Below are 21,194 nucleotides of genomic sequence, written 5' to 3'. Positions count from 1 at the left end.
ATGAGCGTGCAGGCGTACGTCGCAGAGGCGGTTCGCCGCGGGATCGCTTCGGGGGAGCTGCTTCCCGGTCAGCGGCTGGTCGAATCGCAGCTCGGTGATGAGCTCGGCGCGAGCCGCGGCATGGTGCGGGCCGCGTTGATGAGACTCGTGCACGAAGGGCTGCTCGAACAGATCCCGAACGCCGGCGTCCGAGTACGCGTGATCGAGCCGGACGAAGCGGCGCAGATCGCGGAGGTCTGCCTGACGCTGCAGATCCTGTGCGCGGGCAAGGCCGCGCGACTCATCGGGGAAGCCGACCTCGCCCAGCTCCGGAACCTCGGTGACCGGTTGCGGCGCGCGGCGGAAGTCGTTGACCTTCCGGGATTCGAGCAGACGGCGAGCGACGTCGACGACCTCGTGGTGCGGGTCTCCGCGCAACGCGTCGCGACCGACGTCGTCGGGCGGCTGCGGGTGCGCATCGCGTGCCTCCGGCGCCGGGTGTTGCTGCGCGAAGGCGGGCTCGCGGCCGCCGCGCTCCGCTACGAAGCGCTCCTCGACGCGATCACCTGCGGCGACGCCGAGCGTGCCGAGGCCGCGATGGCCGCCATGGCGGCGGCTTACCCGGCCGGGACCGACGGGGGTTGACACGAACACCCGTCGCTGCACAAGATTGGTCACCAATATTGTGCAACGGCGAGGAGTGCCGAAGATGGCCATGGGCGACGTCGACCTGACCGCCGAGATCAAGCAGTACCGACGCGAACAAGCGGAACTCGTCGTCAAGGGTCTCGAAGAGAAGTACATGGAGGGACATTTCGTCGAGACGCGCGAACAGGCCCTCAAACTGCTGCTGGAGCTCATCCCGCCCGGCGCCACGCTCGGGCGCGGCGATTCGGTGACACTGAACCAGCTCGGCGTCTTCGAGGCGCTCATGGAACGCGGCCAGAACGAGTTCATCAACCCCGTGCGCACCGACAAACAGGGCTACAACCCGCCCCGCGAGGAGCGCCGGAAGATGCAGCGGATGACGTTGCTGTCCGACGTCTACCTGTGCGGCACGAACGCGATCACCCTCGGCGGCACGATCGTCAGCACCGACGGCTCCGGCAACCGCGTCGCGGCGATGATGTTCGGCCCGAAGAAGGTGATCATCGTCGCCGGGGTGAACAAGATCTGCACGGACGTCGAGGACGCGCTGCGCCGGATCCGCGACTGGGCCGGGCCCGTGAACGCCTGGCGCCACCGGCTCAAGCACCGCAAGGACGACGGCCTCGGCTGGGGTGTACTCCGCTACACCGCGATCATCGACGGCAACCAGCCGGTGGAACAGGGCAAGATCTGCGTGATACTGGTGAACGAGGATCTCGGCCTCTGAGCCCGTTTTCCGTGGCCCGGCATCGGGTGAGCCGGTCAGTCTGTCCACTTTGGCCGATCTGTCCGTGCACGGCGACGGCCCGCTCGATGCCGAAGGCCACCTCTGGGCTGCCGATGCCAACGGCAACCAGGTCGCCCGTGCGGCGCCCATGGCGAGGGTCGCCGGCCCCTGCGCATGTGCGCGTCGCCCGACTGCTAACCACCACCGGCGGGCTTTTCCCGGATTCGCTGACGGCCGCGACCTTGACGTTGCGCCGGCCGGCCAGTGCCGAAGTCGGTTCCTTGGTAAGGAAATCCCTAAAAGATGCTACGGGCCAAGGAGCTTCGCTGTTCGCCGCTCATCGGAGCGATCTGGATGGTGATGCCACGTGACCACTACATGGTCCGCGAGATCGGGATCCATGGTTCTGGCAAGCAGATACCTGTTTTCCCCATCGGCCTCGAACCCCTCGAAATCCGTGACCTCGTCCTGGACACCCAGGCGATGGCCGCCTTCATACACCAGCTCGAACCGCACTCGACGACGTCCAGCCTCGGCAACTTCCTCTGCACGACGAGCCCGCTCGAATACAGCGGTGCTCACCGGGCGCCTCGGTGGATCAGGTCCAGGACCACGTCCTCGAACTCGGTGGCGGCGGTGCCCGCCTTTTCCCGGACGCACAGGAGTACGTGGTTGGGCGGGAGGTCCTCGACCTCGGCGAAGCGGACCCCGGGGTGGGCGTAGAACATCGGCACCGAGCCGGCGGTGATCACGATCCCGTGTCCGGCCGCGCATTCCTCCAGCATTTCCTCGACGGTCGAGATCGGCGGCCCGGTGCGGGCCCGTGAGCCGTCGGGGCGGGGGTTGACCAGCCAGTAGTCGGTCCATTCCGCGGAACCGGTGGCGCTGGGCAGAAACGTCTCGTCGGCGATCTCGGTGAACGACAGGGTTGTCCGCGTCGCGAGCGCATGGGTCGCGGGCAGCATCACCACCCGTTTTTCGCTCAGGACGGGTGTGCAGCGCAGGCCGTCGGTTTCGGCGGGTTCGCGGGCGAAGGCGACGTCGACCCGGTTGTCGTGCAGCGCTTGGGTTTGCTCGTCCCAGCGGAGGTGGACCAGCTTCACGTCCAGGTGTGGCAGCCGGTCGGTGGCGGCCTTGAGGATCTCCTGGGTGAGGGTGCCGGCGCCGGAGGCCATGAAGCCGACGCGCAACGGTTCCTTGCCCTGCTTGCGTTCGCGTGCCCAGTCCGAGAGTGCGTCGCTCGCGTCGACGACCGCCTGCGCCAGTGGGATCAGTTCCCGGCCTTGGTCGGTGAGGGTGACAGTGCGGGATGTCCGGTGGAACAAGGGGAAACCGAGTTCCTGCTCGAGCTGCCGGATCTGCTGGCTCAGCGCGGGCCCGGTGATCCACAGCCGCTGCGCGGCCCGCCGGAAGTGCAGTTCCCCGGCGACCGCGAGGAAGTAGCGCAGCATCCTCGGGTGGACGTCCATGAGTCGCGGACGTTACCACCAGGGCCCCGGCGTCACCATCGGTAAGAGTGGCTTACCGATCGCCGTCGGATGCGACCTGGTGTCCGCCGCCGCCGGAATGCAGGCTGGAAAGCGAGGAAATTCAGCCAGCTCAAAGGAGAGCCCGAATGACGTCCGTCGACACCCGGAACCCGTTGTTCTGGATGACCAGTCCCGGTAACACGCCGAAAGGGGAACGGCGTGATTTCCACCGGCCGGAGGAGACCGGCTGGACGGACTGGCTGATGCCCGGGACGCGGTACAAACTGTTGTACTGCAACCTGGTCTCCGGCGCGTTCACCATCCTGCTCCAGGTCGACCCGAACATCGAGGCCACCTCGCATTGGCACGTCGGGAATCTGCAGGTCTACATCCTCGAAGGCGGGTTCCACTATTACGACGGAACCGTGACCATCGACGGGAAGACGATCGAGGACGAGGGGACGCCGCATTCTTTCACCGTCGAAACCGCGGGAACGGTGCACCAGCCGTTCTCGACCGAAACCGGTTGCCTGATGCTGGCCGTGTTCGACGGGCCGATCGGCGGCTACACCGATGACGGCAAGCTCGCGGTGATGGCGGACGCGCGCCTGCACTACTACATGGCCCGTGACAACGACGCCGTGCACAACACGCAGCTGGTCGACTACTCCTACGGCTCCACGGAGCTGCAGTGAGGACCGCGCCGGTGTTCAACCACGCCGGGGTCACCGTGCCCGACCTCGACGCGGGAATCGCCTTCTACCAAGGCATGCTGGGCCTGAACCTGCTGGGCGGGCCGCTGGAGATCGGGCGGGAGGACGAGCCGTTCGGCGAGGTACTCGGGGACATCTTCGGCCCGCGGTGGGCGCGCCTGAGGGTCGCGTTCCTGTCGACGCGGGAGGGGACCGGGCTCGAACTGTTCGAGTTCGTCCGGCCCGCGACGGTGCGGCCGGACGAGGTGGAGTACTGGCGCACCGGCCCGTTCCACCTCTGCCTGACCTGGCCCGACGTTTCCGAGCTCGCGGACCGCATCGTGGCCGGCGGGGGCAAGCAGCGCAGCAAGGTGTGGACGCTGTTCCCGGACTGCGACGTCGTCTACTGCGAGGACCCGTTCGGCACGCTGATCGAGGTCAGCTCCCGCAGCTTCGAGCGAACCTGGGCCAACCGTGACGGAGGTGCCGCATGACTGAGCTATCCGGCAAGATCGCCCTGGTCACCGGGGGTGGCGGCGGGTTCGGCAGGGCCATCAGCGCGCGCCTGGCCGGGCTGGGCGCCCACGTCGCGGTGCTCGACCGCGACCCGGTATCCGGGAAAGCGACCGTCGCGGGCATCGTCTCCGCCGGTGGCCAGGCGACGTTCCACGAAGTCGACCTCACCGACGCGGAGGCGGTGGACGCGGTGGTGGCCGGCATCGTGCGTGAACACGGCGCGCTGGACATCGCGGTCAACAACGCCGGCATCGGCGGCGCCATGGCCCCGATGGCCGATTATCCGCTCGAGGACTGGCATCGGGTCGTCGACGTCAACCTCAACAGCGTTTTCTACTGCCTGCGCGCCCAGCTGCGGGTGATGGGGTCCGGTGGCTCCATCGTCAACGTCGCCTCGATCATGAGCACCGTCGCGATGCCCACGATCAGCGCTTACGTCGCGACCAAACACGCCGTGCTCGGCCTGACCCGCTCCGCCGCGTTGGAATACGGGCCGCAGGGGATCCGGGTCAACGCTGTCGGCCCGTCGTTCTCACGCGTGGGCTTCACCGCCGACAGCCTCGCCGACGACGCCCACTGGGACAGTCTCCGCGAGCAGCACCCGCTCGGCCGCACGGCCAACCCCGAGGACATCGCGGGCGCGGTGGTGCAGCTCTGTTCCGGCGATTCTTCTTTCGTGACAGGGCAGTTGTTGCTGGTCGACGGAGGGTTCACGCTGCGATGAGCACCGACGAGCGCGTCGCGATCGTCACCGGAGCCGCGGGTGGCATCGGCAAGGCCACGGTCGAACGCCTGCTGCGCCAAGACATCCACGTCGCGGCCGTCGACCTCGACGAGGCAGGCGTCCAGGCGCTGACCGGCTGCCTCGGCATCGCGGCCGACGTGTCCAAAGCAGACGGTGCGCGGCATTATGTGCAAGCCACACTGGACCACTTCGGGCGCATCGACTACCTGTTCAACAACGCGGGTATCGAGGGACACGCGGCGGCGCTGGAGGATACAGAGCCCGAGCAGTTCCAGCGCGTCCTCGACGTGAACATCGGAAGTGTCTATTTCGGACTCCGTGAAGTCCTGCCGGTCATGTATGCGCAAGGCCGGGGAGCCATCGTCAACACCGCCAGCCAGGCGGGGCTGCAGGGCGTCCCCAGGCTTTCCGCTTATGTGGCCAGCAAACACGCCGTCATCGGCCTCACCCGCACCGCGGCGATCGAGGCCGGCGGACGAGGCGTTCGAGTGAACGCGGTCGCGCCAGGTCAGATCGCGACGCGGATGATCGAAAGCCTCGAAGACCAATGGTCCCCGGGCGATCCGGCCGCGGTGCGAGAGCAGCTCGTGTCCGCGATACCCGCCGGCCGCTACGGGCGGCCGGGCGAGGTGGCCGAGTTGGTGGCGTGGCTGCTCTCCGACAATGCGTCCTTCGTCAACGGCGCGGTGTACACCGTCGACGGGGGGACCACGGCGTGAGCTGAACAGCCATCGGCGCGTACACCCGGTGCGGGGTGGCGGCGTCGTGAGGCCCACTTGTCGGCCGCGTCATGTGGGCGCCGGACATCGCGGGGCGGGCCCTGCCGACGCCGTGATCGCCTCGGCGGGGAAACCTGGTGAACGCGAAGTGACCGTAGAATCCTCCGTGTGCCTGATCGCCCGGTAACCAGTTACGACGTCGCCCAGCGGGCGAGGGTGTCGCAGTCCACGGTGTCGCGGGCGCTGCGCGGGGATCCGCGGGTGCTCGCCGGGACCCGGGACCGCATCCGCGGGATCGCCGCCGAGATGGGTTACGCGCCGCACGTCACGGCGCGCAATCTCATCACGAAGAAGTCCTGGAGTATCGCGATCATCAGTGGCGATCTGCGCAACCCGTCCTACCCGGCGCTGATCAACACCCTGCAGGACGAGTTCGCGCGCCGCGAGTACCGGGTGCTGCTGATGAGCGACCGCACCGAGGGCACGCTGGAACGGGACATCCTCGCGCTGCGCGGCGGGCTCGTGGACGGCGTCGTGTTCATCTCCCACCGAGTCGACTCGCCGATGGTGCCCCAGCTGATCGACTGGAAGGTCCCGCTGGTGATACTCAGCCGTGACGTGGACGGCGCGCAGGCCGGCCGCGTCGACCGGGTCACCTCCGACAACGCGCACGGCGGGCGGCTGGTGGCCGAGCATCTGCTCGAACTGGGACATCGGCGGATCGGGCTCGTCTCCGGGCCGCTGGACAACCCGAGCGTGAAGATCCGGGAAAGCGGTTTCCGGAAAGCGCTTTCGAACGCGGGATACCCGCTGGACGAGACGCTGGTCGCGCGGGGACCGGTGGACATCAGGACCGGGTTCGAGGGCGGCACGGCGCTGCTGTCGCGGCCCGGACGGCCGAGCGCCGTCTTCAGCATCACCGACTACGTCGCGTTCGGCACGCTGGACGCCGCCAAACGCCTCGGCCTCGCGGTCCCGGCGGATGTGCAGGTGATCGGGTACAACGACCTGGAGGCGTCCGGTTCGGCGATCTTCGACCTGACCACGGTTCGGCAACCCCTGGACGACATGGCACGCACGGCCGCGCAGCTGCTGCTCGCGAGGATCGACCGCGCGGCGGGCGCGCCCGTGCACAAGAACTTCGGCGTCGAGCTGATCCGGCGGGGCAGCACGGGGGTATACGGCTCGTCCGGCGACCGGTAGCGCAGGCAATCCAGCGTTTACGAACTGGCACCGGATCCGCAACAGGGCCTCCATACATTCGAAGTCATCGCAGATCCGGCACCCTGAGGAGCGAGATGGATATCGGTGTTTTCATCCCGATCGGCAACAACGGCTGGCTCATCTCGAAAAGCTCGCCGCAGTACCTTCCCAGCTTCGAGCTCAACAAGACGATCGTGCAGAAGGCCGAGAAGCACGGCCTCGACTTCGCGCTCTCGATGATCAAACTCCGCGGTTTCGGCGGCGAAACCGAGTTCTGGGACCACAACCTGGAATCCTTCACGCTGATGGCCGGGCTGGCCGCGGTGACGGAGAAGATCAAGCTGTACGCGTCGACCCCGATCCTGGCGCTGCCGCCCGCCATGGTGGCGCGCATGGCGTCCACCATCGACTCGATCGCGCCGGGCCGGTTCGGCGTCAACATCGTCACCGGCTGGGCGCCGGGCGAGTACACGCAGATGGGGCTGTGGCCGGGGGACGAGCACTTCGGCAACCGGTACGCCCGCGCCGCCGAGTACACGACAGTCATGCAGCAGCTGTGGGCCGACGGCGTCAGCGATTTCAACGGAGAGTTCTACCGGATGGAGGACTGCGTGCTCTCGCCGAAACCGGCCGCCGGGCGGATCCCGATCGTGGCCGCGGGGCAGAGCAACAGCGGCATGCGCTTCGCCGCCGAGCACGCCGATTACAACTTCATCCTCGGCACCGGCGTCAACACTCCCACCGCGCTCGCGGACACCACCGGCAACCTCGTCGAGGCGGCGAAGAAGACCGGCCGCGACGTGGGTGCCATGGCCCTGTTCATGATCATCGCCGATGAGACGGACGAGGCCGCCCGGGCCAAATGGCAGGACTACCACGACAATGCCGACTTCGAGGCGCTCGCGTACATGGCCGGGGAGTCGGCGACCGACAAGACCGCGGACGACTCGTCCACGGCGAAGACGATCTCGGCACCGGAGGGCGCGGTCAACTTCAACATGGGGACGCTCGTCGGCTCGTACGAGACGGTCGCGCGGATGCTGGACGAGGTCGCCGAACTGGACGGCATCAAAGGCATCATGCTCACCTTCGACGACTTCGTGCAGGGCGTCGAAGACTTCGGCACCCGCATCCAGCCGTTGATGAAGTGCCGTGCGGGCGCGGCGGTACCCGCGTGACCCGCGCACTCGACGTCGCCGTCGTCCAGGCCGGGGAGTGCACCGAGGACCTGCTCGCGAACCTCGCGCGGCTGACCGCGCTGGTGCGGGAGGCCGCGAGCCCGGCGGCGCCGGATCTCGTGGTGCTCCCCGAGTTGATCACCACGCCGTACTTCTGCACCGGCAACGAGATCGACCGGACCCCGTGGGCGCAGCCGGTTCCCGGTGACACGACCGGTGTTTTCGCCGCGCTGGCAAGGGAACTGGGTACGACCATTGCCTTCGGCATGTACGAGCGGACCGCGTCCGCGTGCCACAACGCGGTGGTGGTCGCCGGCCCCGGCGGCGAGATCGTGCCCTGGCGTACCGCCGACGGGCTTCCGGTGCCCGCGTACCGCAAGCTGTCGGTGCCGGCGTGCCGGCTCGGTGACGTGGACATCGACGAGAAGTACTGGTTCGCGCCCGGCCAGGCGCCCGTCGTGATCGAACTGTTCGGCACCAGGATCGGCTGCGTGATCTGCTACGACCGCAGTTTCCCCGAGTACTGGGCGGTGGCGCGGGCGATGGGCGCCGAAGTCGTGCTCGCGGTCGTCAGTTCGCTCGGACCCCGCGAGGAGCTGTTCACGGCCGAACTGCGGACCCGCGCGCTGGAGAGTCAGTCGTGGGTGATCGCGGCCAACCGCGCGGGTGTGGAAGAACTGAACGGCACGAAGGCGGGCTACTTCGGGCTGTCCGCCGTGATCCGGCCGGACGGCGAGGTCGTGGCACAGGCACCCGCGCACCAGCCGGGCGTGATCCTGCGTACGACGATCGATCTCGACGAGGTTTCGGCCGTGCGTACCGCGTTTCCGCTCGGCCGGGACCGGCGTGCGGACGTCCTGGGCTTGCTCGCGAGGCTCAGTTCGGGTGTGGTCGTTTCGTGACGGGAACCGACTATCCGGACCTGGCTGCCACCGCGGCGCACTCGGTCGAGGAGTTGCTGCCCGCGGCCACCGCGGATCTGGCGCCGGTGCTCGCGCGCTCGCGTCGCCGCCCGCTCCCGCCATCGCCGGCCTCGGGCAGCGAACCGGGTGATTCGGTGGCGTTCCTCGCCTCCTGCCCGCCGCCCGCGCGGGCGGTCGAGGTGCCGCCACGGGCCGCGGGCACCGGGGCCCCACACGAGCTGGGCGTCGCGGACCTGCTGGCCGCGTTCGCCGGTGCGACTCTCACCCCGGCGGCGTTGCTGGCCGCGCTGCGCGAGCGATGGGCCGACAAGGACCTCGTCGGCGGCGCGATCCTCGCCGAGATCGACGGCGCGGACGAGGCAGCCGCCGAGTCCGGGTACCGGTGGCGCACCGGGCAGGCGCGCCCACTCGAGGGGATTCCTTTCGCGGTCAAGGACATCATCGACGTGGCAGGGGCCCCGGTCACCAGCGGCTCGCGCACCACGGGCGACCGGATCGCGCCCGCCGACGCTGCGGTGGTGGCGCGGTTGCGTGCCGCCGGCGCGATCCCGGTACTGATGACCGCGACGACCGAGTTCGCCTGCGGGGCGCCGCACAACGCCCGCTACGGTGCGGTCACCAATCCGTGGGACCGCGAGCGCTGGACCGGCGGTTCGTCCACCGGGTCCGCCGCGGCGCTGGCCGCCCGGCTGGTTCCGCTGGCGTTGGGCACCGATACCGGCGGGTCGATCCGGGTGCCCTCGGCGTTCTGCAACCTGACCGGGATCAAGCCGACCTACGATCTGGTGCCGCGTTCGGGCGTCGCCTGCCTGTCGTGGACACTGGACCATGTCGGCCCGATGACGCGCTCGGCCGCCGACCTCAGGCTGGTGCTGCCGCGGCTGACCGGGCGCTACCCGGCCGACGGGCGGCCCGCGGCACTGCGGGTCGGGGTGGCCGGATCATGGTTCCGCGAGTTGTGCGACAGCCGCGTGCTCGCCGCCTTCGATTCCACTGTGGACACTTTGCGCGGCCTGGGCGCCGAGCTCGTCGCGATCGAGCTCGGAGATCTCCCGTTGATCAACGACGACATGCTGGTGGTGCTCGTCAGCGAGCTGGCCTCCACACAGGAGTCCAATCTGGACGGTTTCGGCCTGTTCGACATCGGCACCCAGGTGCGGATCGCGCGTGGCTTCGTGCCCTCCGCGGCCGACTACCTGCGCTCGCTGCGACGGCGAGCCGGCGCGCAACGCGACGCGGTGCGGGCCATGGACGAGGCCGGCGTGGATCTCGTGCTGGCACCCGGCATCGGAAGCACGGCCGCCCGGCTGTCGGACGTCACGGTCGAGGTGGACGGTACGCGGCATCCGATGCAGGCGATCATCGGCCGCAACACCGGCGTCTTCGACTACCTCGGGCTGCCCGTCGTCATGACGCCCGCGGGGTTCGTCGGCGGCCTCCCGGCCGGCGTGCAGATCGCCGGACGGCCATGGGCGGACGAGCAGTGCCTGCGGCTGGCGGAGCTGCTCCAGTCGGCGACCGCCCACCACTTGCGTGGGCCCGGGTGAGGAGACCGCCTATGGGAAGCACCGAGCAGGACTACGAGCAGGCCGGGTTCGGCGGCGAACTACGGCCGGGAAACCGGCCCGCCGTGCTCCTCGTCGATCCGGCGCGCGCATACGTCGATCCGGGCTCGCCGCTGTACGCGGGCACCGAGCAGGCGGTGGACGCGATGAAGGCGCTGCTGGCCGCGGCGCGGACCGCGGCACATCCCGTGATCGTCACCCAGGTGCGGGTTCGGTCCGACGGGTCCGACGCGGGCCTGTTCTTCCGGAAGGTGCCCTCGCTCGGGGTGTTCGCCGAGGCCAGTCCGTATGCGGCCGTGATCGACGGGCTCGCCCCGGAACCCGGCGAACTGCTGATCACCAAGCAGTACCCGAGCGCGTTTTTCGGTACCACGCTGGCCTCCTACCTCACCTCCTCCGGTGTGGACACGGTGGTGGTGGGAGGGTTTTCGACCAGCGGCTGCGTACGGGCGAGCACGCTGGACGCGATGCAGCACGGTTTCGTGCCGATCGTCGTCGCCGACGCGGTGGGTGACCGGGATCCCGGTGTCCACTCCTCGAACCTGTTCGACATCAAGTACAAGATGGGCGAAGTGTGGTCACTGGCCCGTGCGGTGGACTATCTCGAAGGAGGCGTCGAACGATGAATGTCACAGTGGTCGCCGGCAATCCGAAGCCCGCGTCGCGCACACTGGACGCGGCCACGCGGGTCGCGGAAGCGGTCGGCGGGCAGGCGCCGCACTCGGTCATCGACGTGATCACCCTCGGCTCCGGTCTGCTCGGGTGGGGCGACGCCGAGGTCTCCGCCGCGGTCAAGACCGTCGCCGGATCCGATCTCGTCGTGTTCGCCAGCCCGACCTTCAAGGCGACCTACAGTGGCGTGCTCAAGCTGTTTCTGGATCAGTTCGCGACCGGTGACGGGCTCAAGGGCGTGGTCGCCGTTCCGCTGATGCTCGGCGCCGGGCCGGGGCACGCGCTGGCCCCGGACCTGCTGCTCAAACCCGTGCTGGTCGAACTGGGTGCGACGACTCCGGCGCCCGGCCTCTACCTCATCGACAGTACCTTCACCGAAGACACCCGCATCGCCGACTACGCGCGGCGGTGGGCGCCGGTGCTGAAGGCGGCGCGGGTATGAGGACCGACCTGGATCAAGCGACCCTGCGTGAGGCATTCGGCCAGTTCCCGACCGGCGTGGTCGCGCTCTGCGCGAACCTCGCGGGGGAGCGTCTCGGCATGGCGGCCAGCACCTTCGTCCCGGTGTCTCTCGACCCGCCGCTGGTGTCGGTCTGTGTGCAGAACACCTCCGCTACCTGGCCGCGGCTGGCGAGCGCGCCGCACATCGGAATCACCGTGCTCGGCGAGGCGCATGACCGTTCGGTGCGAGTGCTGGCGGCCAAGACCGGCGACCGTTTCGCGGGACTGGCAACGGAAATCCACGACGGCGGTGCCGTATTCATTCACGACGCCGGTCTGTGGCTCGACACCACGGTCGTGGAACAGGTGCCGGCAGGCGATCACACGATCGTCGTGCTCCGCGTCAACGAGCTGACGACCCGGCCGGACGTGTCCCCGATCGTCTTTCACCGCAGCACACTCAGGCGCCTGCACGTCGCGTGAGCGGCGCCCGCGGACGTCGACGAACCTCGCGGTCGTCCGGCGCGCCTTGGCCCGCCGGTTCCGACGGTCCCGTACCTGGCGTTCACCGCCCGCGACGTCGCGCACGAAGCGCTCGGCGGGACGAGCGTGCTTGCGGTGATCGCCGCCGGGGTGTCCGGTCGGTATGGAGAACCTGTCAGCCGAGCTTCGGCTCCGGGACGAATGTGTGCGACGGCCCGGATGGCGTCAGCTGTCCTGGCGCAGTGTCGCGGCCGGGTTCACTCCGTACTGAGTTCGATAAAGTCGTGCGAAGCGCCCGTAGTTCGTGAAGCCCCATCGGTGCGCGACTGCTTCTGTAGTGGTGCGGGAACTATCTCCGCGTCGGAGTTCTTCGTGCGCCCGTCGTAGCCGCAGCTGCCGGAGGTAGGTCGTCGGGGTCAGGTGCAGCTCGGTCCGGAACACCTCCTGAAGCATCCGGACACTGACGGCGGCCGACTTCGCCAGCTCGGGCATGGAGGGCACGGCATGCGGCTGCGAGTCGGCCAGTGTCAATGCTCGCCGCAGAATCCGGTTCCTCGCGGAGGAAGGCATCGTGGTGTCCCGCCCCGCGGCACTGAGCACGCTGCTCAGTGCCAAGCCCGAGACATGGTCGGCGACCGGTCCGCTGGTGAGCATCCCGCTCGGCCGCCGGATCTCGGCGGCGAGCAGGCACATGACCCAGGCCAACGCTCTCGCACCGTCCTGCCGCAGGTCCACCAGGAGCGGCCTGGCCTCCGGACGCAGCATGTGCTCGGCATCCAGCGGGTGGTGCGCGGATACCACGGAGTTGTCGATCCGGAGCGTGGTCAGTTCGGTGTCCGGACCCCAATCCGCGTAACGGAAGCATGGGGCGGGAGGCAGAAAAGCCAGCGTGCCGGGGGAAACCCGGACCGTTTCCCGCCCGGTGCTGATCGTGACCCCGCCCCGCCGCGGGCGCAGCACCACGCAGCAGGCCCGTGGCGGCGGTGCTTCCAGGCGCATGTCGCCCCTGATCCGGACCGCGCCCACATCGGCGAGTGGCAGACGCATGGTTTTCAGGCGCAGCTCGAGCCACGCCGGTCGTCCGGCCAGTAAAAGCGAGTTGGGCGCATAAGCCGCCTCCAGCACCGAACTCGCCTCCTCGGGATCGGTGATGGCGCGGTCCGGACCCCCGGCGTCGAGGTGACCCATTTGACTACGGTGACGGATTATCTACCACTGTGTCAACATTCACGCGAGTACCACCCGCAGGTTCGTCGGCCGCCGCATCATCGGCGCGCGGACCTTCTCCCAGCGGTAGGAATCGGCAAGGCGGAGCGTCGGATACGAGTCGAGCATGGCTTCGATGGCGAGGACACTTTCCATCCTGGCCAGCGGCGCCCCGATACAAGTGTGGATGCCGCGGCCGAAGGCCAGGTGCGCCGAGACGGCCTGCCGATCCAACCGGAACTGTCCGGCGTCCGCGCCCCATGCTTGCTCATCCCGGTTGGCCGACTGCAGGCTGACGAGCACCTTCGTTTCGGCGGGAATGACCGTGCCACCAAGGGAATCCTCCCGGTTGGTGGTGCGCAGGACGAACTGCAGCGGGGTGTCGTGCCGAAGGCTTTCCTCCACGGCTTTCGGTACCTTGCTTCGCTCCTGGGCCAGTGCTTGCCATTGGTTTGTGGCGAGCAGGGAATGGAGCGTGTTCAGGATGAGGCTTCGGGTGGTGTCGGTTGCCGCGAGAACCAGTTGCATCAGGTGTGTGACTGCTTCGACATCAGTCAGTTCCAGTTCCCCGTCTTGCGGGTGCAGCAGTCCGTCGATGACATCCCGCTGGGCCGGCGGCTCGGCGCGGCGCCGTTCCAGCAGTTCGGTCAGTGTCGCGATCATCTTGGCCATCTCCGGGAGATCGATCAGCGGCTCCGGCATCGTTCCGGCGATCACTTCGGTCCAGTTCTCCAGGTCCTGCCACAAATGTTCGGGCAGCCCCATGAACGCGAACACCACGGAGGCCGGGATCACGCGCACGTACGATTCGTAGAGGTCTACCTCGCCCGCGGCCGGCAATCGGGAGAGCGCGTTCGCGACGATGCGTTCCACCTCGGGGCGCAGGGCCCGCAGGCGCGCGGGGGCGAACCAGCGCAGTAGCCGGCCGCGCAGCCGAGTGTGCTCGGGCGGGTCGATCATCGTGATCAGCTGGGCCGGTAGTTCCAGCTCGCCGTCGATCGCGAAGTTGCCGCGGTTCGAGTAGATCCCGGGATTTCCCAGTACGTGTTGGACGCCCTCCTCCGTGACGACGCAGGCCAGCCCAGGGCGCGGGAATGAGATCGGGCAGCGCCCCCTGGCGGCGGCCAGCGGCCCGTCAGGATCGTCGAGGTGGGCGGCGTCGAGCGGGTTGAACGGCGTGTGCTGGTCAGACATGGCTCGTCTCCTCCATGTGCTCGTCCAAGGCCCGGCGGAGATACCGGGCCGAGACAGGGTGATTGATCGCGGCGACGGCCACCGCGCGCTGGTCCTGCCCCGTCCATCTCACGACCGCGTTCGCGCTGTCGAGGTCACCGTCCATCACCTGGAGGCGGCCATGCGCGGGCAGGGAACCGAAGACGCGCACCGAAAGCCCGAACACCTCGGTCCAGAAGTACCCGGGCGACGGCGCCGGCGGGGGCATGCCGAGGAGGGTGCGTGCCGCACGCCGTCCGTCCGCGATCGCCGCTGACCAGTACGGTGTGCGGCACAGCCCATCCGGACCGGGCGAGACACGGACATCCCCGGCCGCGACTATGTGGTCAGAGATGCGTCCCGAGGCATCGGACAGGACACTTCCGTCGGTATGCAAAGGGAATACCGCAGCCGCGTAACCACGTGGTGGCGGGATGGTCGCCAACGGCCTCGATGAGGACGTCGGCGTGCAGGCACCGTCCCGAGGGCAGCCGGAGCCCTGCGGTGGGGTCCTGATCCGTGCTGATTCCGGCCGGCTCCAGGATGAATGCGGCTCCCGCCGCGGCGAGCCGTCGAGAGATCAGCGCCGAGATCTCGGGGCCCAGCACGCGTCGCAACGGCGGTTCCCGGTCGATCACGATCACGGTTGCGCCGTGCCGGACGGCGGCAGTGGCGAGCTCGAGGCCGAGAAACCCGGCACCCACCACGATGACGTGGATACCCGGGCGCAACGCCTCGCCGAGTGCGGTGGCGTCGTCGATCGTGCGGACTGTGAGCGCACCGAACGCCGGCTGCAGGATGCGACGTGGATGGCATCCGGTCGCCACGACGAGCCCGGCGTAGTCCAGGGATTCGACGCGGCCCTCGGTGTCTCGCACGGTCACGGTCCGGCGCCCGACGTCCACCGCCGACGCCGTTGTCCCGGGCCGGAACTCCACACCTGCGGGCAGTTCCGCGAGCGACACCGCCAGCACCTCGCCCGAGAGGAACCGTTTGGACAGAGCGGGACGGCTGTACGGCCGGTGTGGTTCCGCGCCCAGCAACACGATGTGCCCCTGGTGGCCGAGCGAGACGAGTTCCTCGACCGCGCTCGTCCCGGCCGCTGATGCGCCGACCACCACGATCGGGTTCACGAGGTGGCTCGCTGTTCGAGGCGGAGCGCGGCTACCGGGCACGCTCGGACCGCCGCCCGAAGAGCTGGCAGGTGTCCGTCGGTCACCGTGTCCTCAGTGATCGCCACCAGGTCCTCGTCCATGCGCAGGTGGCTCGGTGCCTCCTCGACGCACAGGCCGTGACCCTCGCAGCGCGCGAAGTCGGCGGTCACCGTCCAGATCTGGTCACCCATGAGGCCTCCTTGCCCGTCGTCCGGCGACATCCGGGACCAGGCTAGGAACGCTGGGCGGGCCGGGGCGGACCGTTCGCGCGGAACTGCGGACGGAATGCGCACGGCTTGCTGACGGTCCCAGTGTTGTCGCGCGTGCCTACAAGACGGCGAACGGGAAACGGTCCTGTCGGTGCGCGATCGCCTGTGCTGACGTGGTGCATGAACGGCTGCAGTGATGCTCCGGACGGAGGCAGATAACGAGGTCCACCAAGCAGGTTCCGGATAACCACTGTGCACGGCTGGGGGAAGGCGCACGACCGAGGCGCGCACGCCTTGCTCCGCGAGCGCGATGACGGCGTTCTCGGCGTTGATACGCGGGCCGCCATGCAGGGCGATGTCCTCTGTGAGGACTCCGGTGAGGGCTATGCCGCCGGTGGCGAGGACGAGGCTGTTGTAGCGCAACGATTCGGTGGCGCCCGTGGTGTCTCGAAAGGTCGCGGTGCGGCGCCGAAGGTCTATCTCGGTCGCGGTCGTTGCAGGCCGGAACTCCACGCCCGCGGGCGAATCCGGATGTCTGTACCGCGGATGCGGCTCCGCCCCGGGCAGCACGACGGGCCCATCGTGGCCGAGCGCGAGCAGGGCTTCGACGGCGCTCGTCCACGCGGCTGACGCGCCGGCCACGGGCGGTCCGTTCGCGCAGAGTTCCGGACCCATCGCGCACCGGCCCGCTTCGGGGCTTCGCTTCGTCCGGGCTAACGTGGTTCACGGTCAGTCGAGAAGGGTGAGGTTCGTGACGGGTGGTGGCTCGCGCCGGCAGTTGGTGGAGAACGAGCTTCTCGACCGTGCCGCGGCGCTCTTCGCCGAGCGTGGCTTCGAGGGCACCACCCTCAAGGACATCGCCGAGGCCATCGGGATCACGCGTCCCTCGCTGTATCACTACATCAAGAGCAAGGACGACCTGCTCGGCATGCTCGTCTCGGGCCTGACCGAGACCGCGGCGGCCGAGCTGGCCGAGCTGGAGGTCAGCGACCTGAGCTGGTCGGAGCGGCTGTCCCGGTCCGTGCGGTCGGTGACCCTGCGGATCTGCGCGCACCCGGCCCGGTTCCGGCTGCTCGACCGCAGCGAGCACATTCTGCCGGAGTCCTTCCAGCGGCGGCATCAGGCGGGGAAGCGGGCGATCCTCGCGCACCTGAGCGCGATCATCGACGGCGGGATCACGAGCGGCGAGTTCTGGCCGGCCGACGGACGGGTCGCGGCGTTTTCGATCCTCGGGTCCTGCAACTGGGTGGCCTGGTGGTTCCGTCCCGACGCGCCTGGGGCGGCCCCGGAAGCGGTGGCGGACCAGCTCGCCCTGATGGCGCTGCGTTCGGTGGCACGCACCGACCGGACTCCCGTTCCGGGCGGGCCGAGGGCGGCGCTCGCGGCCATCCGCGCCGACCTGGAGTACGTCGAGCGGCATCTGCCTGCCGAGGACCCCATTTCCTGACCAGCACGACCGGGTTTCCCGCGGCCACCGGTTCCTGACCGGTGGCCGCGTTCTTTTTGTGCCGTGTCTTGACGGTGGTGGTGAGCGCTGTCTACAGTCCCGACTCGAAAGTAGTTTATACGACTCGTGAGTCGGAGGCGCGATGGACAAGGTGGTCCCGCTCGGGGAGATGGCAGCCGCCGTCGAACCGCGTTCCCTGGTCTCGTTCGGCGGTGGGGGAATGGTGCGAAAGCCGATGGCGGCCGTCGCCGCGCTCGCGCTGCGCCGGACTCCCGTGCGGCTGGCGGTTTTCCTCGGCGGTCCCGACGTGGACCTCATGCTGGGCGCGGGGGTGGTCGACGAGCTGCAGTTCGCCTACGTCGGTCTCGACGCGCTCGGCCTGTCGCCGAACTTCCGCCGGGCACGGGAAAAAGACGGGCTCCCCGTCGTGGAATGGACCGAGGCGATGTTCATCGCCGGCGTCGAAGCCGCGACCCGGCGGGTGCCGTTCATGCCGACGGTGAGCGGTCCCGGGGTGGATCTCATGGACGTGCCCGGAACCCCCTTCCGGAGGTTCGGCTGCCCCCTCACCGGGGAGGAATTGACCGCGGTGCCCGCGATCCGGCCGGACGTGCTTTTCCTGCACGCGGGCGAAGCCGATCGCGCGGGCAACGTCCGCATCACCGGCGACGGTTTCCTCGACCCGCAGCTCGCGCGCGCCGCGTCCACGGTGTTCGTGACGGCCGACCGTGTGGTCGACCGGCTCGGCGGAGCCATCAGCGAGCACGAGACCACCATTTCCCGGCTGTGGGTCAGCGGTGTCGCCGAGGTTCCGCGCGGCTGCGGATTCACGGCGTCCTATCCGGACTGGCCACTGGATTACGCCGCGGCCGACGACTACGTGGGCCACTGTCGCGATCACGACTGGCTGCGCGAGCACGCCGGCACGCTCGTGAACGGAGCGGCACGATGACCGGCTTCACCGTCGAGGAGCAGGTGATCAGCGTGCTGGCGGGGATCTACCGCGGCGAGGTCATCGCCGCCGCCGCCACGGTTTCCGCCGATATCGCCGCCCGGCTCGCGAAAGCCTTGTATGCGCCCGAAATCGTGCTGATGGCGGGCGGCAGCATGGCCGGATACGACTGCGCGCCCACCGCGAAAGGGCTCAACGACGAGTGGATCGCGTCCGCGAGCGCGGTGCGCGGCTCCGACTGGATCGAGACGTTCGACCTGATCTCGGCGGGCAAGTACGCGATCTGCATGGGGCCGGTACAGGTCGACCGCACGGGTTCCTGCAACATCTCCGTGCTCGGCGACTGGGCGCGGCCGAAGGTCGCGATGATCGGCTCCCGCGGCATCCCCGACGACCTGGTCCGGCTGTCCGAGCTGACGTTCCACGTCCGCAGGCACACGCCACGCGCGCTCGTCGAACGGGTCGATTTCCGCTGTGGTCTCGGTTTCGGGCCCGATCGCGAAAAGCTCGGTCTCACGCGCGGCGAACCACGGATGCTGGTGACGGATCTCGGCGTGTTCGACTTCGACCGTGACGGGGCCGGGATGCGGGTGCGCTCACTCCACCCGGGCGTGAGCTTCGACGACGTGGCCCGCGCGACCGGATTCGAGCTGTTTCCTCCGAGGGGGGCCATTCCGGTCACACCGCCGCCGACCGAGGAGGAGTTGTACTGGATCCGCGAGCGCCTCGACCCGCTCGGCGTCCGCCGCCTCGACAGTCCCGTCCCGCCGCCCGGCCTGCTGGCCGAGCTGGCGGAGCGGGAGCGGTCGCTGTGGACCACCCCGGCCGGAGGTACGCGATGAGCTGGGACTTCAGCACGGATCCCGGCACCGAGTCCGAGCTGGCGTGGATCCGGGATTTCATCGAGCACAAGGCCATCCCGTTGGAGGCACTCGACCTGCCGGCCGCCGAATTCGACCGGGTGGCCGCGCCGCTGGTAAAGGAGGTGCGGGCGCGGGGCCTGTGGGCCGCGCATCTCGGTCCCGAGCACGGCGGGACGGGCCGCGGCCAGCTGCGGCTGGCTCTGATGAACGAGATCGTCGGCCGGTCCCGCGTCGGTCCCACGCTGTTCGGCACGGCGCCGCCGGACTCCGGCAACTTGGAGCTACTCGCGGCCCACGCCACACCCGCGCAGCGCGCCCGGTATTTCCTTCCGCTGCTGGAAGGTTCCGTGCGTTCGTCGGTGGCGATGACCGAGCCGGGCGCGGGCGCCGACCCGACACTGCTGAGTACCCGGCTGGAGCGCCGCGGCGACGGCTGGGTCCTCAATGGACACAAGTGGTTCGCGACGAACGCTTCTCTCGCGGGATTCCTGCTCGTGATGGCGGTGTCCGATCCGGACGCGCCGCCGAAAGACCGCGCGACCATCGTGCTCGTCGACCGCGACACCCCCGGCGTCGAGATCCGCCGCGACATCCCGTCGATGGAGGACCCGGAGCCGTGCCCGGCGCAGCTCGAGAACCACTGCGAGATCGTGTTCACCGACGTGACGCTGCCCGCCGATGCTGTGCTGGGCGAACCCGGCAAGGGATTCGCGATGATGCAGGAACGCCTCGGCCCGGCCCGCGTGCACCACTGCATGCGCTGGATCGGCCAGGCCCAGCGGGCGCTGGACATGCTCTGCGAGCGCGTCACCTACCGCTATGCGCACGGGTCCACGCTCGCCGGGAAGCAGACCGTGCAGAACTGGATCGCCGACTCGGCCGCCGAGATCGCCGCGGCGCGCCTGCTGACCCTGCACGCGGCGTGGCGTATCGACACGGCCGGCGCCAAGGCGGCCCGCGAGGAGATCGCGCTGATCAAGTTCTTCGGCGCGAAGGTCCTGCACGACGTGATCGACCGCGCCGTGCAGGCGCATGGGTCGCTCGGCTTCTCGGCCGATATGCCGCTGGAAGGGATGTACCGCCGGGCCAGGGCGGCCCGGATCTACGACGGGCCCGACGAGGTGCACCGGCAAAGCGCCGCGCGGCTCATCCTGCGCGGCTTCACGCCCCCCGAGAACGGAATCCCCAGCGAGCACCTGCCTACCCGAAGGCAGACCGCCCGCGTACAGTTCGCTGCCCTGCTCGACCCCGAACTACTTTGACCCAGCACCAGTAGGCCGGAAGGTTGCCGATGACGTCATCCATTCGCTATGAGATCCCCGAACCGGGGATCTGCGTGATCACCTTGAGCCGACCGGACAAACGTAATGCGCAAGACGTCCGGATGACCTACGAACTCAACGACGCCTACGACCGCGCCGCCAAGGACGACTCGGTCAAAGTGATCATCCTGGCCGGGGACGGCCCGCACTTTTCGGCCGGCCACGACCTTCGCGATGTGGTGTGGCACGAGGAGTTCGAGCAGGTCGGAACCTGGGGTGGTTTCGGCGCGCCCGGCGCGGAAGGCTGGGTCGCCCGCGAGGAGGAGATCTACTTCGAGATGTGCCGCCGCTGGCGCGACATCCCGAAGCCGACGATCGCCGCGGTGCACGGTGTCACCATCGGTGGCGCGCTGATGCTGGCCTGGGTCTGCGATCTGATCATCGCCGCGGACGACGCGACTTTCGCCGACCCGGTGGTCTCGATGGGCGTCTGCGGTGTCGAATGGTTCGCGCACCCCTGGGAACTCGGGCCGCGCAAAGCCAAGGAATTCCTCTACACAGCCGACTCCTGGACGGCGGAGGAGGCGCATCGCCTCGGTATGGTCAACCACGTCGTGCCCCGCGATGAATTGACCGAGTTCACCCGCGGGGTCGCCCGCAAGATCGCGGCCAAGCCGATGTTCGCGCTGCGGCTCACCAAACAAGCGGTCAATCAGGCCGTCGATGTGCAGGGCCAGGAAGCCGCGATCCGGACGGCCTTCTCCATGCACCAGCTGGCGCACACCCACAATCTCGAGCGCTACGGGATCTGCCTCGATCCCGCCGGTATCCCGCCCGCGCTGCAGGAGACCTTCCCCGCCGCGGAACCGGACGACGAATTGCGCGTGAAACGGCGCAATGCCCGCAGCGCCTCAGGAGGCGGCCAATGA

Annotated in this window: 25 protein-coding genes; 18 read left to right on the top strand and 7 right to left on the bottom strand. The window is 68.9% G+C overall.

Annotated features, from left to right (window positions below; all coding sequences use genetic code 11):
• Both FPZ12_RS24375 and FPZ12_RS24370 read left to right on the top strand, forming a co-directional pair.
• Positions 1-624, top strand: a complete 624-nt coding sequence (locus tag FPZ12_RS24375; protein ID WP_144749048.1) for a GntR family transcriptional regulator — start codon at positions 1-3, stop codon at positions 622-624.
• Between the two features lie 64 nt (positions 625-688).
• Positions 689-1,354, top strand: coding sequence for a lactate utilization protein (locus tag FPZ12_RS24370; RefSeq protein WP_144749047.1), 666 nt, complete (start codon positions 689-691; stop codon positions 1,352-1,354).
• A 306-nt stretch (positions 1,355-1,660) separates the two neighbouring features.
• Here the strand turns inward: FPZ12_RS24370 and FPZ12_RS24365 are convergent, their stop codons facing one another.
• Positions 1,661-1,936: a hypothetical protein gene (locus FPZ12_RS24365; RefSeq protein WP_144749046.1), complete on the bottom strand. Its 276-nt coding sequence runs from the start codon at positions 1,934-1,936 to the stop codon at positions 1,661-1,663.
• Positions 1,933-2,823, bottom strand: coding sequence for a LysR family transcriptional regulator (locus tag FPZ12_RS24360; RefSeq protein WP_144749045.1), 891 nt, complete (start codon positions 2,821-2,823; stop codon positions 1,933-1,935). Before FPZ12_RS24360 ends, FPZ12_RS24365 begins: the two co-directional genes overlap by 4 nt.
• A 146-nt stretch (positions 2,824-2,969) precedes the next feature.
• On the opposite strand from FPZ12_RS24360, the gene FPZ12_RS24355 reads away from it, so the two are divergent.
• From FPZ12_RS24355 to FPZ12_RS24305, 11 genes are all read left to right on the top strand, one after another.
• A complete protein-coding gene (locus FPZ12_RS24355) occupies positions 2,970-3,518 on the top strand; it encodes a cupin domain-containing protein (RefSeq protein ID WP_144749044.1) in 549 nt (182 codons plus the stop codon).
• Positions 3,515-4,009, top strand: a complete 495-nt coding sequence (locus FPZ12_RS24350; RefSeq protein WP_144749043.1) for a VOC family protein — start codon at positions 3,515-3,517, stop codon at positions 4,007-4,009. Before FPZ12_RS24355 ends, FPZ12_RS24350 begins: the two co-directional genes overlap by 4 nt.
• Positions 4,006-4,755 carry an SDR family NAD(P)-dependent oxidoreductase gene (locus tag FPZ12_RS24345; protein ID WP_144749042.1) on the top strand — a complete coding sequence of 250 codons (750 nt, stop codon included), beginning with the start codon at positions 4,006-4,008 and terminating at the stop codon, positions 4,753-4,755. Before FPZ12_RS24350 ends, FPZ12_RS24345 begins: the two co-directional genes overlap by 4 nt.
• Positions 4,752-5,495 carry an SDR family NAD(P)-dependent oxidoreductase gene (locus FPZ12_RS24340; RefSeq protein ID WP_144749041.1) on the top strand — a complete coding sequence of 248 codons (744 nt, stop codon included), beginning with the start codon at positions 4,752-4,754 and terminating at the stop codon, positions 5,493-5,495. Before FPZ12_RS24345 ends, FPZ12_RS24340 begins: the two co-directional genes overlap by 4 nt.
• 168 nt (positions 5,496-5,663) lie before the next feature.
• Positions 5,664-6,698 carry a LacI family DNA-binding transcriptional regulator gene (locus tag FPZ12_RS24335; protein WP_144749040.1) on the top strand — a complete coding sequence of 345 codons (1,035 nt, stop codon included), beginning with the start codon at positions 5,664-5,666 and terminating at the stop codon, positions 6,696-6,698.
• 95 nt (positions 6,699-6,793) lie between these two features.
• Positions 6,794-7,876 carry a pyrimidine utilization protein A gene (gene rutA / locus FPZ12_RS24330; protein ID WP_144749039.1) on the top strand — a complete coding sequence of 361 codons (1,083 nt, stop codon included), beginning with the start codon at positions 6,794-6,796 and terminating at the stop codon, positions 7,874-7,876.
• A complete protein-coding gene (locus tag FPZ12_RS24325) occupies positions 7,873-8,778 on the top strand; it encodes a carbon-nitrogen hydrolase family protein (protein ID WP_144749038.1) in 906 nt (301 codons plus the stop codon). The genes rutA and FPZ12_RS24325 overlap by 4 nt, the downstream gene beginning before the upstream one ends.
• Positions 8,775-10,346 carry an amidase gene (locus FPZ12_RS24320; protein WP_144749037.1) on the top strand — a complete coding sequence of 524 codons (1,572 nt, stop codon included), beginning with the start codon at positions 8,775-8,777 and terminating at the stop codon, positions 10,344-10,346. Before FPZ12_RS24325 ends, FPZ12_RS24320 begins: the two co-directional genes overlap by 4 nt.
• Positions 10,347-10,357: 11 nt before the next feature.
• Entirely contained in the window at positions 10,358-10,990 is a 633-nt protein-coding gene (locus FPZ12_RS24315) for an isochorismatase family protein (protein ID WP_144749036.1), read from the top strand.
• Complete coding sequence (locus FPZ12_RS24310) at positions 10,987-11,478, top strand: NADPH-dependent FMN reductase (RefSeq protein WP_144749035.1); 492 nt, start codon at positions 10,987-10,989, stop codon at positions 11,476-11,478. The genes FPZ12_RS24315 and FPZ12_RS24310 overlap by 4 nt, the downstream gene beginning before the upstream one ends.
• Positions 11,475-11,960, top strand: coding sequence for a flavin reductase family protein (locus tag FPZ12_RS24305; protein ID WP_144749034.1), 486 nt, complete (start codon positions 11,475-11,477; stop codon positions 11,958-11,960). Before FPZ12_RS24310 ends, FPZ12_RS24305 begins: the two co-directional genes overlap by 4 nt.
• A gap of 225 nt (positions 11,961-12,185) precedes the next feature.
• Here FPZ12_RS24305 and FPZ12_RS24300 read toward each other — a convergent pair whose 3' ends face one another.
• The 5 genes from FPZ12_RS24300 to FPZ12_RS46590 form a co-directional block, all read right to left on the bottom strand.
• On the bottom strand, positions 12,186-13,148 hold the full coding sequence (locus tag FPZ12_RS24300; RefSeq protein WP_144749033.1) for an AraC family transcriptional regulator: 963 nt from the start codon (positions 13,146-13,148) through the stop codon (positions 12,186-12,188).
• A gap of 39 nt (positions 13,149-13,187) precedes the next feature.
• Positions 13,188-14,360 carry a cytochrome P450 gene (locus tag FPZ12_RS24295; protein ID WP_144749032.1) on the bottom strand — a complete coding sequence of 391 codons (1,173 nt, stop codon included), beginning with the start codon at positions 14,358-14,360 and terminating at the stop codon, positions 13,188-13,190.
• The gene (locus tag FPZ12_RS24290) at positions 14,353-14,607 is read right to left on the bottom strand and encodes an oxidoreductase C-terminal domain-containing protein (RefSeq protein ID WP_144749031.1); all 255 of its coding nucleotides are present in this window, start codon (positions 14,605-14,607) and stop codon (positions 14,353-14,355) included. Before FPZ12_RS24290 ends, FPZ12_RS24295 begins: the two co-directional genes overlap by 8 nt.
• 118 nt (positions 14,608-14,725) lie before the next feature.
• On the bottom strand, positions 14,726-15,511 hold the full coding sequence (locus FPZ12_RS24285) for an NAD(P)/FAD-dependent oxidoreductase (protein ID WP_166462883.1): 786 nt from the start codon (positions 15,509-15,511) through the stop codon (positions 14,726-14,728).
• Entirely contained in the window at positions 15,508-16,416 is a 909-nt protein-coding gene (locus tag FPZ12_RS46590; protein WP_243770001.1) for a ferredoxin, read from the bottom strand. The genes FPZ12_RS24285 and FPZ12_RS46590 overlap by 4 nt, the downstream gene beginning before the upstream one ends.
• Positions 16,417-16,492: 76 nt before the next feature.
• On the opposite strand from FPZ12_RS46590, the gene FPZ12_RS24270 reads away from it, so the two are divergent.
• From FPZ12_RS24270 to FPZ12_RS24250, 5 genes are all read left to right on the top strand, one after another.
• Positions 16,493-17,188: a TetR/AcrR family transcriptional regulator gene (locus FPZ12_RS24270; protein WP_166462882.1), complete on the top strand. Its 696-nt coding sequence runs from the start codon at positions 16,493-16,495 to the stop codon at positions 17,186-17,188.
• 142 nt (positions 17,189-17,330) lie between these two features.
• Positions 17,331-18,140, top strand: coding sequence for a CoA transferase subunit A (locus tag FPZ12_RS24265; protein WP_144749028.1), 810 nt, complete (start codon positions 17,331-17,333; stop codon positions 18,138-18,140).
• Positions 18,137-18,982, top strand: a complete 846-nt coding sequence (locus FPZ12_RS24260; RefSeq protein WP_144749027.1) for a CoA-transferase — start codon at positions 18,137-18,139, stop codon at positions 18,980-18,982. Before FPZ12_RS24265 ends, FPZ12_RS24260 begins: the two co-directional genes overlap by 4 nt.
• Complete coding sequence (locus FPZ12_RS24255) at positions 18,979-20,265, top strand: acyl-CoA dehydrogenase family protein (protein ID WP_144749026.1); 1,287 nt, start codon at positions 18,979-18,981, stop codon at positions 20,263-20,265. The genes FPZ12_RS24260 and FPZ12_RS24255 overlap by 4 nt, the downstream gene beginning before the upstream one ends.
• Before the next feature lie 29 nt (positions 20,266-20,294).
• Positions 20,295-21,194 (top strand): enoyl-CoA hydratase, encoded by a 900-nt coding sequence (locus FPZ12_RS24250; protein ID WP_144749025.1) that lies wholly within the window; start codon positions 20,295-20,297, stop codon positions 21,192-21,194.

Origin of the sequence: Amycolatopsis acidicola (assembly GCF_007713735.2) — a bacterium.
Lineage (GTDB): Bacteria > Actinomycetota > Actinomycetes > Mycobacteriales > Pseudonocardiaceae > Amycolatopsis_E > Amycolatopsis_E acidicola.
Note: the sequence above shows the minus strand (reverse complement) of the source record. Positions and strands in the feature narration are given on the sequence as shown.